15 protein-coding genes are annotated in these 15,916 nt (G+C 60.6%); 14 read left to right on the forward strand and 1 reads right to left on the reverse strand.

The window, feature by feature from the left end; translation table 11 throughout:
* On the reverse strand, positions 1-237 hold a 237-nt coding region (locus Q7C33_RS25655), incomplete at its 3' end, for an alpha/beta family hydrolase (protein WP_407684346.1).
* A gap of 96 nt (positions 238-333) precedes the next feature.
* Here Q7C33_RS25655 and ccoN (Q7C33_RS25660) point away from each other — a divergent pair.
* The 14 genes from ccoN (Q7C33_RS25660) (at position 334) to ccoG (ending at position 15,910) form a co-directional block, all read left to right on the forward strand.
* A complete protein-coding gene (gene ccoN, locus Q7C33_RS25660; protein WP_030140908.1) occupies positions 334-1,758 on the forward strand; it encodes a cytochrome-c oxidase, cbb3-type subunit I in 1,425 nt (474 codons plus the stop codon).
* Positions 1,759-1,768: 10 nt separating this feature from the next.
* Positions 1,769-2,377, forward strand: a complete 609-nt coding sequence (gene ccoO / locus Q7C33_RS25665) for a cytochrome-c oxidase, cbb3-type subunit II (protein ID WP_003183469.1) — start codon at positions 1,769-1,771, stop codon at positions 2,375-2,377.
* Between the two features lie 3 nt (positions 2,378-2,380).
* A complete protein-coding gene (locus Q7C33_RS25670) occupies positions 2,381-2,581 on the forward strand; it encodes a cbb3-type cytochrome oxidase subunit 3 (RefSeq protein WP_030140907.1) in 201 nt (66 codons plus the stop codon).
* Positions 2,578-3,534, forward strand: a complete 957-nt coding sequence (ccoP, locus tag Q7C33_RS25675; RefSeq protein ID WP_030140906.1) for a cytochrome-c oxidase, cbb3-type subunit III — start codon at positions 2,578-2,580, stop codon at positions 3,532-3,534. Before Q7C33_RS25670 ends, ccoP (Q7C33_RS25675) begins: the two co-directional genes overlap by 4 nt.
* 509 nt (positions 3,535-4,043) lie before the next feature.
* Complete coding sequence (gene ccoN / locus Q7C33_RS25680) at positions 4,044-5,486, forward strand: cytochrome-c oxidase, cbb3-type subunit I (protein ID WP_030140905.1); 1,443 nt, start codon at positions 4,044-4,046, stop codon at positions 5,484-5,486.
* Positions 5,486-6,094 (forward strand): cytochrome-c oxidase, cbb3-type subunit II, encoded by a 609-nt coding sequence (gene ccoO, locus Q7C33_RS25685; protein ID WP_003199605.1) that lies wholly within the window; start codon positions 5,486-5,488, stop codon positions 6,092-6,094. Before ccoN (Q7C33_RS25680) ends, ccoO (Q7C33_RS25685) begins: the two co-directional genes overlap by 1 nt.
* A gap of 5 nt (positions 6,095-6,099) precedes the next feature.
* The gene (locus tag Q7C33_RS25690) at positions 6,100-6,285 is read left to right on the forward strand and encodes a CcoQ/FixQ family Cbb3-type cytochrome c oxidase assembly chaperone (RefSeq protein WP_003183474.1); all 186 of its coding nucleotides are present in this window, start codon (positions 6,100-6,102) and stop codon (positions 6,283-6,285) included.
* On the forward strand, positions 6,282-7,265 hold the full coding sequence (gene ccoP, locus Q7C33_RS25695; protein ID WP_030140904.1) for a cytochrome-c oxidase, cbb3-type subunit III: 984 nt from the start codon (positions 6,282-6,284) through the stop codon (positions 7,263-7,265). Before Q7C33_RS25690 ends, ccoP (Q7C33_RS25695) begins: the two co-directional genes overlap by 4 nt.
* Positions 7,266-7,416: 151 nt before the next feature.
* Positions 7,417-7,671 carry a type II toxin-antitoxin system Phd/YefM family antitoxin gene (locus Q7C33_RS25700; protein ID WP_030140903.1) on the forward strand — a complete coding sequence of 85 codons (255 nt, stop codon included), beginning with the start codon at positions 7,417-7,419 and terminating at the stop codon, positions 7,669-7,671.
* Positions 7,672-8,082, forward strand: a complete 411-nt coding sequence (locus tag Q7C33_RS25705) for a type II toxin-antitoxin system VapC family toxin (protein ID WP_030140902.1) — start codon at positions 7,672-7,674, stop codon at positions 8,080-8,082.
* A gap of 95 nt (positions 8,083-8,177) precedes the next feature.
* Positions 8,178-12,536, forward strand: coding sequence for an RHS repeat-associated core domain-containing protein (locus Q7C33_RS25710; protein WP_407684347.1), 4,359 nt, complete (start codon positions 8,178-8,180; stop codon positions 12,534-12,536).
* A complete protein-coding gene (locus Q7C33_RS25715; protein ID WP_198797757.1) occupies positions 12,537-13,685 on the forward strand; it encodes an ankyrin repeat domain-containing protein in 1,149 nt (382 codons plus the stop codon).
* Positions 13,686-13,716: 31 nt separating this feature from the next.
* On the forward strand, positions 13,717-14,193 hold the full coding sequence (locus Q7C33_RS25720; protein ID WP_198797758.1) for an SMI1/KNR4 family protein: 477 nt from the start codon (positions 13,717-13,719) through the stop codon (positions 14,191-14,193).
* A 301-nt stretch (positions 14,194-14,494) separates the two neighbouring features.
* Positions 14,495-15,910, forward strand: coding sequence for a cytochrome c oxidase accessory protein CcoG (gene ccoG, locus Q7C33_RS25725; protein ID WP_030140898.1), 1,416 nt, complete (start codon positions 14,495-14,497; stop codon positions 15,908-15,910).
* Positions 15,911-15,916 lie beyond the last annotated feature (6 nt).

The following is a 15,916-nucleotide window of genomic DNA, read 5'->3' on the forward strand; positions in this document are numbered from 1 at the left end:
CCGCTGGGCCATGTAGGGAAACTCGAAGCGCAACACATTGACGCCATGCACGGCAAGGCGCGCGGCCATTTCCTCCATGAAACCGCTGTCCATCGGTGCTCCGGCACCATGGGCCAGGATCAGGATCGGCGACTCGGCGTCAGCGCCCGGTTTCGCCGCCGTCCACAACCAGCCACGTTCCGCCACGCATCGCGCCCATTGATCCCCGTCAATACTGGCCTTGTGCTGTTTGTCCATGCTTGCCTCGCTTTTAGTCTGCCTATAACTCCAGGCGAAGAACGCCGCCTTGCCTTGCGCAGGCGCTCACTTCGGCTGAACCGTGGATGGGGAACCATGAACACTTCTATCAGTACCGCCTACAACTACAAGGTGGTCCGCCAATTCGCCATTATGACGGTGGTGTGGGGCATCGTCGGCATGGGGCTCGGGGTTTTTCTCGCCGCCCAATTGGTCTGGCCACAGCTCAACTTCGATTTGCCCTGGACCAGCTTCGGCCGCCTGCGCCCGCTGCACACCAACGCGGTGATCTTCGCCTTCGGTGGCTGCGCCCTGTTCGCCAGTTCGTTCTACTCAGTGCAACGCACCTGCCAGACCCAGCTGTTCGCGCCGAAACTCGCTGCGTTCTGCTTCTGGGGCTGGCAACTGGTGATCCTGCTGGCGGCCATCAGCCTGCCGCTGGGCTACACCAGTTCCAAGGAATACGCCGAGCTCGAATGGCCGATCGACATCCTGATCACCATCGTCTGGGTCGCCTACGCCATCGTGTTCTTCGGCACCGTGGCCAAGCGCAACACCAAGCACATCTACGTCGGCAACTGGTTCTTCGGCGGGTTCATCCTGACCGTGGCGATTCTGCACATTGTGAACAACCTGGAACTGCCGGTGAGCTTCACCAAGTCCTACTCGGTGTACGCCGGGGCCACGGATGCAATGGTGCAATGGTGGTACGGCCACAACGCCGTGGGCTTTTTCCTCACCGCCGGCTTCCTGGGGATGATGTACTACTTCGTGCCGAAACAGGCCGAACGCCCGGTGTACTCCTATCGCCTGTCCATCGTCCACTTCTGGGCGCTGATCACCCTGTACATCTGGGCCGGCCCACACCACCTGCACTACACCGCGCTGCCGGACTGGGCACAGTCTCTGGGCATGGTGATGTCGCTGATCCTGCTGGCGCCAAGCTGGGGCGGCATGATCAACGGCATGATGACCCTCTCGGGCGCCTGGCATAAGTTGCGCAGCGACCCGATCCTGCGGTTCCTGGTGGTGTCCCTGGCGTTCTACGGCATGTCGACCTTCGAAGGTCCGATGATGGCGATCAAGACCGTCAACGCCCTCTCCCACTACACCGACTGGACCATCGGCCACGTACACGCCGGCGCGCTCGGCTGGGTGGCGATGATTTCCATTGGTGCGCTGTATCACATGATTCCGAAGGTCTTCGGTCGGGCGCAGATGCACAGCATTGGCCTGATCAACGCGCATTTCTGGCTCGCGACCATCGGCACCGTGCTCTACATCGCCTCGATGTGGGTCAACGGCATCGCCCAAGGCCTGATGTGGCGTGCGGTGAACGAGGACGGCACGCTCACCTACTCCTTCGTCGAAACCCTGGTGGCCAGCCACCCTGGCTTCATCGTGCGACTGGTAGGCGGGGCGATCTTCCTCAGCGGCATGCTGCTGATGGCCTACAACACCTGGCGCACCGTGCGGGCCTACCAGCCTGCCGAAGCCGCCGCTGCCGCGCAGATGGCTTGAGGAGTCCGCCATGAAACACGAAACAATCGAAAAAAACGTCGGCCTGCTGATGCTGTTGATGGTGCTGGCCGTGAGCATCGGCGGCCTGACCCAGATCGTGCCGCTGTTCTTCCAGGACGTGACCAACAAACCGGTGGACGGCATGAAGCCCTACACCGCCCTGCAATTGGAAGGCCGCGATATCTACATCCGCGAAGGCTGCGTCGGCTGCCACTCGCAGATGATTCGTCCGTTCCGCGCCGAAACCGAGCGCTACGGCCACTACTCCGTGGCTGGCGAAAGCGTCTGGGACCACCCGTTCCTGTGGGGCTCCAAGCGCACCGGACCGGACCTGGCCCGCGTCGGCGCGCGTTACTCCGATGACTGGCACCGCGCGCACTTGTACAACCCACGTAACGTCGTGCCCGAGTCGAAAATGCCGGCCTACCCATGGCTGGTGACACAGGCAGTCGACAGCAGCCACACCGAAGGCAAGCTGCGCGCCATGCGCACCCTCGGCGTGCCGTACACCGATGACGATATCGCGGGCAGTGTCGCCTCGCTCAAAGGCAAGACCGAAATGGACGCGCTGGTCGCCTACCTGCAAGTGCTCGGCACTGCCATCAAGAGCAAGAGGTGAGCCATGGTGCTTGAAATGAGTACTGGCATGATCCGCGGCCTGGGCACCGTCGTGGTGTTCATCGCCTTCATCGGCCTGATCCTGTGGGTGTACAGCAGCAAGCGCGGGCCGGAATTCGCCCAGGCGCGCCTGCTGCCGTTCGCCGACGAACCGCCCGCCGACATTACCCCCCAAGACCCCGCACCAAGGAGTACCCGGTCATGACCACTTTCTGGAGTACGTGGATCTGCGTACTGACCATTGGCAGCCTGATCGGCCTGACGTGGCTGCTGATCGGCACCCGCAAGGGCGAGACCAAGGGCAGCGTCGACCAGACCATGGGCCACAGCTTCGACGGCATCGAGGAATACGACAACCCGCTGCCGCAATGGTGGTTCCTGTTGTTCGCCGGCACGTTGGTGTTTTCCGTTGGCTACCTGGTCCTTTACCCGGGCCTGGGCAATTGGAAAGGCATCCTGCCCGGCTACGACAACGGCTGGACCGGCGCCCATGAATGGGAAAAGGAAATGGCCAAGGCCGACGCCAAGTTCGGGCCGATCTTCGCCAAGTTCTCGGCGATGCCTGTAGAGGAAGTCGCCAAGGACCCACAAGCCTTGAAGATGGGAGGTCGCCTGTTCGCCTCCAACTGCTCGGTCTGCCACGGCTCGGACGCCAAGGGTGCCTTCGGCTTCCCGAACCTGGCCGACAGCAACTGGCGCTGGGGCGGCGCGGCCGACACCATCAAGACGACCATCATGGGTGGCCGCATGGCGGCGATGCCGGCCTGGGGCGAAGTGCTGGGGGACGCCGGGGTCAAGAACGTGGCCGCGTATGTGCGCCACGACTTGGCGGGCCTGCCCTTGCCGGCGGACAGCGGTGCCGACCTGCAAGCCGGCCAGCAAGCGTTCAACACCACCTGCGTCGCTTGCCATGGCGCCAATGGCCAGGGCACCGAAGCCATGGGCGCGCCGAACCTGACGCAACCGGCCGGTTTCATCTACGGCACCAGCCTGGCCCAGTTGCAGCAGACCATTCGCCACGGACGCCAAGGCCACATGCCGGCGCAAAATGAGCTGCTGGGCAATGACAAGGTGCAGCTGCTCGCGGCTTACGTGTACAGCCTTTCGAAGGCTGATGAGCAGTTGAGCGGTGAGCGTCAAGCTGCAAGCTTCAAGTAAAAGCAAAAGCAAAAGCAAAAGCAAAAGCAAAAGCTGCAGGCGACGAGTACCCACTTGAAGCTTGCAGCTTACAACTTCTAGCTGCTTCTTTTTGTCACACCCCTCCCATCGTCTTCCTTTCGGTTCTCTGGAATCGGGTCTAAGCTTGCCTTTGCGTGCACTGGCGACTGCCGGTTTCAGGTCAATCCGACCCGATGCGTTCGACAATCGTTCGTTCAAGAGGCCGCAAACGCAGGTGAATACCGGCTGTTGCGACAGTTGCCTGGCATCCCCCGAACGCCGTGTTTGAACACACCCCGTTACAACCGACCTGACCCCCTCGCCTCCTTCCTTCGTCGAGACATTTTGCCGTGGGCCAATTTTGTCCCTACAGAGAACATGGAAAGGCCGCAGAATCAGCTTTGGAAAGCATTGACCCAGGTCATGGCGCGTTGCAATGACCCCCCGCTTTCTCCATACTTGCGACCGATTTTTATCCTAATAAAACACCCAAACCGTGGAACCTTAGAATGAGCACAGCAATCAGTCCGACTGCTTATAACTATAAGGTAGTCCGCCAGTTCGCCATCATGACGGTGGTCTGGGGGATCCTTGGCATGGGGCTCGGTGTCTTCATCGCCTCGCAACTGGTCTGGCCGGAGTTGAACTTCGATCTGCCATGGACGACATTTGGACGCCTGCGCCCGCTGCACACCAACCTGGTGATCTTCGCCTTCGGTGGTTGTGCGTTGTTTGCCACTTCTTACTATGTCGTGCAGCGAACCTGCCAGACGCGACTGATTTCCGACAGCCTCGCGGCCTTCACCTTCTGGGGTTGGCAAGCGGTGATCGTCGGCGCGATCGTGACCTTGCCCATGGGTTTCACCACCACCAAGGAATACGCCGAGCTGGAATGGCCCCTGGCTATCCTGCTGGCCATCGTCTGGGTGACCTACGGTCTGGTGTTCTTCGGCACCATCGTCAAGCGCAAGACCAAGCACATCTACGTCGGCAACTGGTTCTACGGTGCCTTCATCGTCGTGACCGCCATGCTGCACATCGTCAACCACGCCTCCCTGCCGGTCAGCTTCTTCAAGTCGTACTCGGCCTACTCGGGCGCGACCGACGCGATGATCCAGTGGTGGTACGGCCACAACGCCGTGGGTTTCTTCCTGACCACGGGTTTCCTGGGGATGATGTACTACTTCGTGCCGAAACAGGCCGAGCGTCCGATCTATTCCTATCGCCTGTCCATCGTCCACTTCTGGGCGCTGATCACCCTCTACATCTGGGCCGGTCCGCACCACCTGCACTACACCGCGCTGCCGGACTGGGCGCAGTCCCTGGGCATGGCGATGTCGATCATCCTGCTGGCGCCAAGCTGGGGCGGCATGATCAACGGCATGATGACCCTCTCGGGCGCCTGGCATAAGCTACGCACCGACCCGATCCTGCGCTTCCTGGTGGTATCGCTGGCGTTCTACGGCATGTCGACCTTCGAAGGCCCGATGATGGCCATCAAGACCGTCAACTCCCTGAGCCACTACACCGACTGGACCATCGGCCACGTACACGCCGGTGCACTCGGCTGGGTAGCGATGATCTCCATCGGCGCCATCTACCACATGATCCCGAAACTGTTCGGCCGTGCGCAGATGCACAGCACCGGCCTGATCAACGCGCACTTCTGGCTCGCGACCATCGGCACCGTGCTCTACATCGCCTCGATGTGGGTCAACGGTATTACCCAGGGCCTGATGTGGCGTGCGATCAACGACGACGGCACCCTGACCTACTCGTTCGTCGAAGCGCTGCAAGCCAGCCATCCTGGTTTCATCGTGCGTGCCCTGGGCGGCGCGTTCTTCGCCAGCGGCATGCTGTTGATGGCCTACAACGTGTATCGCACCGTTCGTGCCTCTGACCCGGCTGAAGCTGAAGCCGCCGCCAAGATCGCCGTAGTTGGAGCTCACTGATGAAGCACGAAGCAGTAGAGAAGAATATCGGCCTGCTGGCCTTCTTCATGGTCATCGCCGTCAGTATCGGCGGCCTGACCCAGATCGTTCCGCTGTTCTTCCAGGACGTGACCAACAAGCCGGTCGAGGGCATGAAGCCGCGCACCGCCCTTGAACTGGAAGGCCGCGACATCTACATCGCCAACGGCTGTGTCGGCTGCCACTCGCAGATGATCCGTCCGTTCCGTGCCGAAACCGAACGCTACGGCCACTACTCCGTTGCCGGCGAAAGCGTCTGGGACCACCCGTTCCTGTGGGGTTCCAAACGTACCGGCCCGGACCTGGCCCGCGTTGGCGGCCGCTACTCCGACGACTGGCACCGTGCGCACTTGTACAACCCGCGCAACGTCGTGCCTGAGTCGAAGATGCCGGCCTACCCGTTCCTCGTAGAAAACAAGCTCGACGGCAAAGACACCGCCAAGAAAATGGAAGTCTTGCGTACCCTGGGCGTGCCTTACACCGATGAAGACATCGCCGGTGCCAAGGATGCCGTCAAGGGCAAGACCGAAATGGACGCGCTGGTGGCCTATCTGCAAGGCCTGGGCACCATCATCAAAAGCAAACGGTGATTTGGATGGATATCGGGATGATTCGTGGCCTGGGTACCGTCGTCGTGATGGTGGCCTTCATCGGCCTGGCGCTGTGGGTATTCAGCCCCAAGCGCAAGTCGGAGTTCGACGACGCGACCTTGCTGCCGTTCGCGGATGATCCCGAAGCCATCAAGCACGTCGAGCAAGCTTCTAGGAGTAACAAAGAATGACTACATTCTGGAGTCTGTACGTCACAGTCCTCAGCCTGGGAACGATCTTCTCCCTGACCTGGCTGCTGCTGTCGACCCGCAAGGGCCAGCGCAGCGAAGCCACCGAAGAGACGGTCGGCCACTCCTTCGACGGGATCGAGGAGTACGATAATCCGCTGCCGAAATGGTGGTTCATGCTGTTCGTGGGCACCATCATTTTCGCCCTTGGCTACCTGGTCCTCTACCCTGGCCTGGGCAACTGGAAAGGCCTGCTGCCAGGCTACAACTACCTGGACACCGAAAAGCAGACCGCCTTCGCCAACGGCCAGACCGGCTGGACCGGCGTGCACGAGTGGGAAAAGGAAATGGCTCGCTCGGACGCCAAGTTCGGTCCGATCTTCGCCAAATTCGCCTCCATGCCGATCGAAGAAGTCGCCAAGGACCCGCAAGCGTTGAAAATGGGCGGTCGCCTATTTGCTTCCAACTGCTCGGTCTGCCACGGTTCCGACGCCAAGGGTGCCTACGGATTCCCCAACCTGACCGACGCCGACTGGCGCTGGGGCGGCGAGCCGGAGACCATCAAGACCACCATCATGGGCGGTCGTCACGCCGTGATGCCGGGCTGGGCCGCCGTGGTCGGCGAGCAAGGCGTGGCTGACGTGGCTTCCTACCTGGTGACCAGCCTGCACGGTCGCAAGCTGCCCGAAGGCGCCAAGGCCGATCCAGCCAATGGCCAGAAACTGTTCGCAGCCAACTGCGTGGCCTGCCACGGTCCAGCCGGCAAGGGCACGCCCGCCATGGGCGCTCCCGACCTGACGCACCCGGCCGGCTTCATCTATGGTTCGAGCTTCGCCCAGCTGCAGCAGACCATCCGCTACGGTCGCCAGGGCCAGATGCCGGCCCAGGCTGACCTGCAAGGCAACGACAAGGTCCACCTGCTGGCAGCCTATGTCTACAGCCTGTCGCACGGCGAAAAGGCTCCGGCCGCTGACGCTCAGTAAGGCGAGTCACTGGTACACGGAAGGCCCCGCCAATCTGATTGGCGGGGCCTTTTTTTTCGACCGTCGAAACATCACGAGCCTGTTTCCCCTTGCCTGCACCCTGGCGCCAGTAGTAACGTGCCTACATTCGATTTTCTTGGGGGACGCCAGCATGTCCGTCACCACTATTTCCAGCCGCGAATTCAACCACGACACAAGTGGTGCCAAAAAAGCCACCCGTGAAGGGCCGGTCATCATCACCGACCGTGGCAAGCCGGCCCATGTGCTGCTAAGCATTGAGGAGTACCAGAAACTGACCGGCGTTGGCGCCAGCATTGTCGAGTTGCTGGTCATGCCCGATGCGCCGGATATCGACTTCGATGCCGAGCGTGCCGTCATTACGCCCCGCTCGGTGGACCTGTCCTGAATGTTTCTACTCGATACCAATGTCATCTCGGAGCTGCGCAAACCCCAGGCCGATAAAAACGTGCAGGCCTGGGCGCGCAGCGTGCCCGCCCCCAGCCTCTACGTCTCGGCGATTACCGTACTGGAACTGGAAACCGGCGTCTTGCGCTTCGAGCGCAAGGATCCGGTGCAAGGCAGTCGCCTGCGTGCGTGGCTGGACAACCACGTCATGCCCACGTTTGCCGGCAGGATTCTCGTAGTCGACCGCGCCGTGGCGCTTCGCTGCGCGCGTCTTCATGTTCCCGATCGCAGCAACGAATGCGATGCGTTGATTGCCGCCACCGCGCTGGTCCACGGGTTGACCGTGGTGACGCGCAACGTGACGGATTTCCAGAGCAGCGGAGTGGCGCTGCTCAACCCTTGGTCAAGCTGACATCACGACGGACCCGTAACTTACCGCCAGGGAGACAGGCGCAATGAAACGCATCGAACCATTCCAGCACACAGGCATCGGCCTGGGCTTCGCGCATGTCTGACGCACTCTGGGCTGCCCGCCTGGGCGATGCACTCAACCACACTTCGATGATGGCCGACGTCCTTGGCGGCGTGCTGGAAGTGGCGGCGAACATTGCGATTACTGCCGTGGCGACCGCCGCGGTGGTCGCGGCCACGGGCATTACCGTGGTCACCGGCGGCCTGGGCTGCTTCGTGCTCGGACTGGTGGTGGGAACGGTGGTCGGGCTTGCCATGAGCAAGACCGGGGCCGACAAAGGGTTGAGCAATATATGCGAGGGCATCGGCAACGCCCTCTTTCCGCCCACGGTCCAGGCCAACATCCTCACCGGCTCCACTGACACCCTCACCAATAACATCCCCGCAGCCCGCGCCGCCGGGGCGATTCCGTCCCACGTCGCCCCGGCCGGCACCGAGCTTGAAGCGCCCGAGCCTGAAGAAGAACCCAGCTACCTGGACATGGCCGGGGAGTTCTTCTCGCAAATGTGGCGCCCCACCGTCGCCACGCCCGCCCCCGGCGCCGTGCCCAAGCCGGAGGACCTGGTCATCTGCATGAAGCATCCCCCGATGCCACCGCAGTTCATGGCCGAAGGTTCGGACAAGGTCACCATCAACGGCCAGCCCGCCGTGCGCAGCGGCGACCGCAGCACCTGCGATGCAACAGTGGTGTCGTCCGGACTGATTTCGCCCAACGTGACCATTGGCGGCGGTTCGGTGGTGGTGCGCGAGATCCGCAGCGGCAAGACCCCGGGCGTTGGCTTGGCGGTCACGGCCCTGTTGATGCTCAAGGGCGGCAAGGGCAAATTCTTCAGCAAGCTGCCGTGCATGCTGGTGGGCGGCGCGGCATCCATGGCCGCCAGCAGCGCGGCGAACGCAGCGGCCAATGCGGCCATGGGTTCGTCGAACCCGGTGCACGCGGCCACGGGTGCCAAGGTGCTTGGCGGTGGTGAAGAGCTGGACTTCGTCTTGCCCGGCATCCTGCCGATCGACTGGCAACGCTTCTACAACAGCCGTGACGAGCGTCGCGACAGCCTGTTCGGTGCCGGCTGGAGCGTGACCTATGAGGTACGGGTCGACATCCTGCCCCACCCCGACGGCGGCGAAACCCTGGTCTACACCGACGAACAGGCGCGCGCCATCGACATGGGATCGATCCCGTTGGGCGGCGCGGTGTTCAGTGCCGGCGAAGGCCTGGCGGTGCGCCGCCATGTGAGTGGGCAATTGCTGATCGAAAGCGATGACGGCCTGTACCGTTTGTTCGAACCCACGCCGGCCAACCCATCCCACTTGCGCCTGAGCCAACTGGGCGACCGCAACGACAACCGTATCCACCTCGACTATGACGAGGGCGGGCGCCTGGTGCGGCTGCACGACGCCTTCGATCTGGTGCAGGTTGAGTTGATTCGCGAAGGCGAACGCGTCAGCCAGATTCAACGGCTCTATCCTGATCAATCGCGGGAAGTGCTGGTCAGCTACGCCTACGACGCATCGGGCAATCTCGCCGAAGTACGCGACGCTGGCAACCAGATGCAACGGCGCTTCAGCTATGACGCTGGACGGCGGATGGTCGAGCACCAACTGCCCACCGGCCTGCGCTGCCTCTACGAATGGGCCTTGATCGATGACCAGGAATGGCGCGTGGTCCGGCACTGGACAGATGAGGGTGATGCCTACCAGTTCGACTATGACTTGCAAGCCGGCATCACCCGCATCAGCGACAGCCTGCAACGCACCAGCATCCGTCACTGGAACAGCCAGCACCAGATCGTCCGGTTCAGCGACAACCTCGGCCAGACGTGGCTGTTCGAATGGAACGATGAGCGCCAGTTGCTCAGTGCTACCGATCCACAAGGCGGCCAGTACTCATTCAGCTACGACGACGCCGGCAACCTGATCAGCGAAACCGACCCGTTGGGCCGCAGCGAGTCCACCCTCTGGCTCGAACATTGGGCCCTGCCGCTGGTGGACACTGATGCCGCCGGCAATAGCTGGACGTACAGCTACGATCAACGCGGCAACTGCACGGCGCAAACCGACCCGCTGGGCCATCGCACCCGCTACCGCTACGACGCCCACGGCCAGGTGGTAGAAATCATCGATGCGACCGGCAAAAGCAAGAAGCTGCGCTGGAACCCGTTCGGCCAACTGGTCGAACACGTTGATTGCTCGGGTTACCCGACACGCTTTAGTTATGACGCGCGCGGTTACCTGCAAACCATCACTGACGCCCTCGGCGAGCGCACCCAATTCAGCTACGACGCCCAAGGCCGGCTGCTGGGCAGCCAATTGCCGGACGGCCGCACCGAGCATTATCAGCGCGACAGCGCCGGCCAGCTCACCGGCTACACCGACCCGGTCGGGCACACCACGCACTACCAGCACAACCGCCGCGGCCAGGTCCGCCTACGCACCGACGCCCAGGGCCGGCAAGTGCAGTTCGCCTACGACAGCTTCGGCCGGCTGCAAGCGCTGGTCAACGAGAATGGCGAGAGCTACCGGTTTGCCTGGGACGCTGGGGATCGGTTGAGCGAGCAACAAAACCTGGATGGCAGCGCCAAACGCTACGACTACGACCGCCTCGACAACGTCGCGGCAGTGACGGCGATGCCTGCACCGTACGGCACGGGCCTGGCGCTCATTCCCGAAATACCGCCGGCGCCCATCGTCCATTGCCTGGAACGCGATGCCGTGGGCCGCCTGATCGCCAAAGTCACCGACGACGGCCGCACCGAATACCGCTACGACGCGCTGGACCAACTCACCGCCGTCACCTTCACCGACCTGCAAGGCAACGCGCAAACCCTGAGCTTTACCTACGACGCCCTCGGCCAGCTGCTCGCCGAAAACGGCGCCGCCGGCAGCCTGCAACACCACTACGACGAACTCGGCAACCTGATCCAGACCCAACTGCCCGATGGCCGCTGGGTCAACCGCCTGTACTACGGCAGCGGCCACCTGCACCAGATCAACCTCGACGGCCAGGTCATCAGCGACTTCGAACGCGACCGCCTGCACCGCGAAGTGCTACGCACCCAAGGCCAGATCAGCACCCGCAGCGAATACGACCGCAGCGGCCGCCTGCGCACGCGACAACGCCGCCACAGCGGCCAACCCTCGCTGCTGCCGGCGGCGGTACAAAAACACTTCGAGTACGACCCCGCCGACAACCTCATCGGCAAGCTCGACCAGCAACCCGCCGCGCAACAGCGCCAATTGCTGCACTACGACGCCACCGGCCGCATCATCGCCAGCCAGGACAGCCTGCACGGCCAGCGCGAAACCTTCAGCTACGACGCCGCCGCCAACCTGCTGGACGGCCCCACCCCAGGCGCCGGACTGGTGGTGCACAACAAACTGCTGACCTACCAGGACAAGCGCTACCGCTACGACGCCTTTGGCCGGATGATCGAAAAGCGCAGCGCCAAACGCGGCGTGCAGCGCTTCGCCTACGACGCCGAAAGCCGCTTGATCGAAGTGCGCAACGACGACGGCAGCGTGGTAAACATGGCCTACGACCCGCTCGGCCGGCGCATCGCCAAGACCGAGCAGGACAACAAAGGTTACCCGCTGGGTGAAACCCGCTTCACCTGGGACGGCCTGCGCCTGTTGCAGGAACATCGCCACCAGCAAACCAGCCTGTACCTCTACGAAGACGACGACTACGAACCCCTGGCCCGCATCGACGGGAGCGGCCCGCTGCAAAAGATCCGCTACTACCACAACGACCTCAACGGCCTGCCGGAGCAACTCACCGAAGCCGACGGGCACAACGTTTGGCAGGCTGCGTATCGGGTATGGGGCAACACGCTGGAAGAGGTGCGCGAGCCGTACTACATCGAAGAGCAGAATTTGCGGTTCCAGGGGCAATACCTGGATCGGGAAACGGGGCTGCATTTTAATACGTTCAGGTTTTATGATCCGGATGTGGGGCGGTTTACTACGCCGGATCCGATTGGCTTGGCAGGTGGGTTCAACCTCTATCAATACGCACCGAATCCTATTGGGTGGGTGGATCCGTGGGGTTGGGAAGTTTGTCGACTCAGCGCCTCACAGAAGAGAGCGATGGGGCCTGCGCCTAAGGGTATGGTGAAGCCGCATTACCATCATATCGTCCGCGAAAAAGCTCCGAAAAGCTGGAGAGCGCAAAATCGAAAATACATTACCGACTCGCAAAAAATTCTGACCAAACACAAAATCGGCCTGAACGACGATCCGCGCAACTTCACTTGGGCCCAAAATGGTGGGGGAAATCACTCGGTAGCCAGCGCGAAAAAAGTTTATGAAATTCTTCAGAAAGCGGACATCGGTGGGACGGCCAGTGTCGAAAACGCATTGAAAAAAATGGGTGATCAAATGGCAAAAGGAATTTTTTAAATGACCAACCCAGAAGAAATTTATGAAAAGAACATCAAGGCTTTATCCGCCATTCATGCCGACATCGCCTCGGGAAATGAAGCCTCGCTAAAAAAGCGCCTGGAGGAAAATCCCGCTCTATTGCACCTACCCCTGTATGGCCTTGAGGGGCAGGAGACGTTGCTGCACATGGCTGCCGAACAGGGTCAAACCGAAGTTTGCCGCTTATTGGTGGCTTTAGGTATTGCACTGGACCAGCCTGCCCCGAGTTCTGGTAACAGCACCCCCCTTGCCGCCGCCGCCGGCAACGGACATCTACAAACATGCCAATGGTTTCTGGAGGCAGGTGCCTTGGTGGACGGTTGGCCTGACAGCATAACCACCCCGCTGATTGACGCGATCACCTCCGGGCACCAGCACATCGTCAATCTTCTTATAGAACACCATGCCGACATCAATCGACTGCACACCCGGCTGAATAACGCGCCGTTGGACATCGCCAATACGTGGGGATTTACAGACATTGCGGCCGTCTTAAGAAAAGCCGGGGCGGTCAGTATCATGGACGTTATTGAGAACCCGGCCGAAGAATTCGGCGGACCTATAGCCACTTTCGTGCACAACACAGCAGGTTGGGTTTTACCCGCGCAGCTAAGTCCCTTCAGTAATGAAGCGGGGCTGGAGCTGCGTATCAGCTGCATCGAGGGTAAGAACAAGTTCAAGTTACTCTTCACCATCGGACTTTTTGCCAAAAGCCCTCATACCGAATTATTCGTATGTTTGCCCGGTGACTGGCCTCTCACGCAGCAAGGTTTTCCCCCGCACAGTCCTTGGGTTTTCCCGGTTGAGTTGCTGTCCCTGCTCGCTCGCCACACGTTCGATAACGGCCCCTTGTCGGAAGGCCAGATCATTTCAAAAATAGATAAAGACTTCGCCCAGCTCAGCTGGCCGAGCGATACCGACGCGCTGTTGGTCGTGGACAAAATTTGGAACACCACCGAAGAACCCGTGGATGAACACCATGAGGACTCGGTAAAGCTCTACGTTCTGGTTCCCTTCAAGCTGCCGAAGAAAGGGCTGCCTGAGGGTGACGCTTTAGCCTCGCTCTTGGAAAAAAAACGAAAGGCGAGCTGGAAAAGTATCGCGTTGACTTCTCCGCTACAAAGTTAACGCGTAGAGGATGAATCTCCGGAGGGCAGTGATGCTTGAAAATAAATTTCCAGACCCTGAAACGGCCGTTACCTCGATGGACCTGGATCGTTTGGAATCTATCATTGGCAAGCGTCTACCGGCTCCCTTTCGGAGCCATTACCTCAAGTACAACGGTGGCGTACCGGAGCGCACCTACTGGCTCGGCGACGATTTCGACGAGCCATTGGAAGTGGCTGCCTTCAAGCCAATTGCTGGTAGTGATTCCACGGTGTTATCCACCTACCAGCTAATGCTGAAGAAACAGCTACTTCCTGCGAATTTATTACCTTTCGCAAATGACTGGGGTGGCAACTTCTTTTGCCTGAACCTTGATACCGAAGCCGTTAGCTATTTCACAACTGATAGCTTTGATAGCGGCCGGAGCCCTGAAGAGAACCAGACTCACTCCGAGAGACCTGTTTGTTCCAATTTCCTCCGTTTCGTCCAAGGCCTGATCCATGAAGATGACCTGGACGAGGAAGAATGAGCCAATACCACAACGTTTGATCCAAAACGGAAAGTCCCGTGGCGAGGGGGCTTGCTCTCGCTGGGCGGCGAAGCCACCCCCATCCAATCTCTGCCAACGCCATACCCTGTCTATAGTCAATTGATCCAGGTCATGACTTGTTACATCCGCTACACCATTCGACCCAGACACCCAACGCGACCAAAGGTCGCACCCTTGACCTAGAGCGACAGGCGTATCATTGCGCCACTGCAACACCCTTTCTGACCGTAGCCGGCACGTACTGGCCTCGGCGTTTTTCCACTGCCGTGGGATGCATCTGATGAGCAACCAGATTCCGGTACATGACGTTACCCCGCCTGCCAAGGACGCCAACAAAAGCGTCGACCTGTATGCCTCTCGGGAAAAAATCTACACCCGCGCCTTCACGGGCCTGTTCCGCAACCTGCGAATGGTTGGCGGAGCCTTCCTGTTCCTGCTGTATTTCGGCACGGTCTGGTTGAATTGGGGCGGTCACCAGGCTGTCTGGTGGAACCTGCCGGAACGCAAATTCTTTATTTTCGGCGCCACCTTCTGGCCCCAGGATTTCATCCTGCTGTCGGGGATGTTGATCATCGCCGCCTTCGGCCTGTTTTTCATCACGGTGTATGCCGGTCGGGTCTGGTGCGGCTACACCTGCCCGCAAAGCGTCTGGACCTGGATCTACATGTGGTGCGAAAAGGTCACCGAGGGCGACCGCAACCAGCGCATCAAGCTCGACAAGGCGCCCATGAGCGCCAACAAATTTTTGCGCAAATTCGCCAAGCACAGCCTCTGGCTGCTGATCGGCTTCGTCACCGGCATGACGTTCGTTGGTTACTTCACGCCGATCCGCGAGCTGGTCTTCGAGTTCTTTACCGGCCAGGCCGATGGCTGGTCGTATTTCTGGGTCGGTTTCTTCACCCTCGCCACCTACGGCAATGCCGGCTGGCTGCGTGAACAAGTGTGCATCTACATGTGCCCTTACGCCCGCTTCCAGAGCGTGATGTTCGACAAGGACACCCTGATCGTTTCCTATGACCCACGTCGCGGTGAAAGCCGTGGCCCGCGCAAGAAAGGTATCGACTACAAGGCCCTGGGCCTCGGCGACTGTATCGACTGCACGATGTGCGTCCAGGTCTGCCCCACTGGCATCGACATCCGCGACGGCTTGCAGATCGAATGCATCGGTTGTGCAGCCTGTATCGATGCCTGCGACAACATCATGGACAAGATGGACTATCCGCGTGGCCTGATCAGCTACACCACCGAACACAACCTTTCGGGGCAGAAAACCCATAAACTGCGCCCGCGCCTGATCGGTTATGCCTTGGTGCTGCTGGCGATGATCAGCCTGCTGGTCACGGCGTTCTTCATGCGTTCGCTGGTGGGTTTCGACGTCAGCAAGGACCGCGTGCTGTATCGAGAAAACGCCGAAGGCCGGATCGAGAACGTCTACAGCCTGAAGATCATGAACAAGGACCAACGCGACCATACGTACGTGTTGGAAGCCGCCGGCTTGCCTGATCTCAAGCTGCAAGGCCGTCGCGAAATCAAGGTTGCCGCAGGCGAGATCTACAGCCAGCCGGTTGAACTGTCCAGCGCACCGGAACAACTGCCGTCGAGCACCAACGAGGTAACGTTCATCCTCAAGGATGCCGATGACGACAGCGTCCATGTTGAAGCCAAGAGCCGGTTCATCGGCCCACAGACTCGTTGAGAGAAA

This window comes from Pseudomonas sp. BP11-1-1 (genome assembly GCF_052112105.1).
GTDB classification, from domain to species: Bacteria; Pseudomonadota; Gammaproteobacteria; order Pseudomonadales; family Pseudomonadaceae; genus Aquipseudomonas; species Aquipseudomonas alvandae.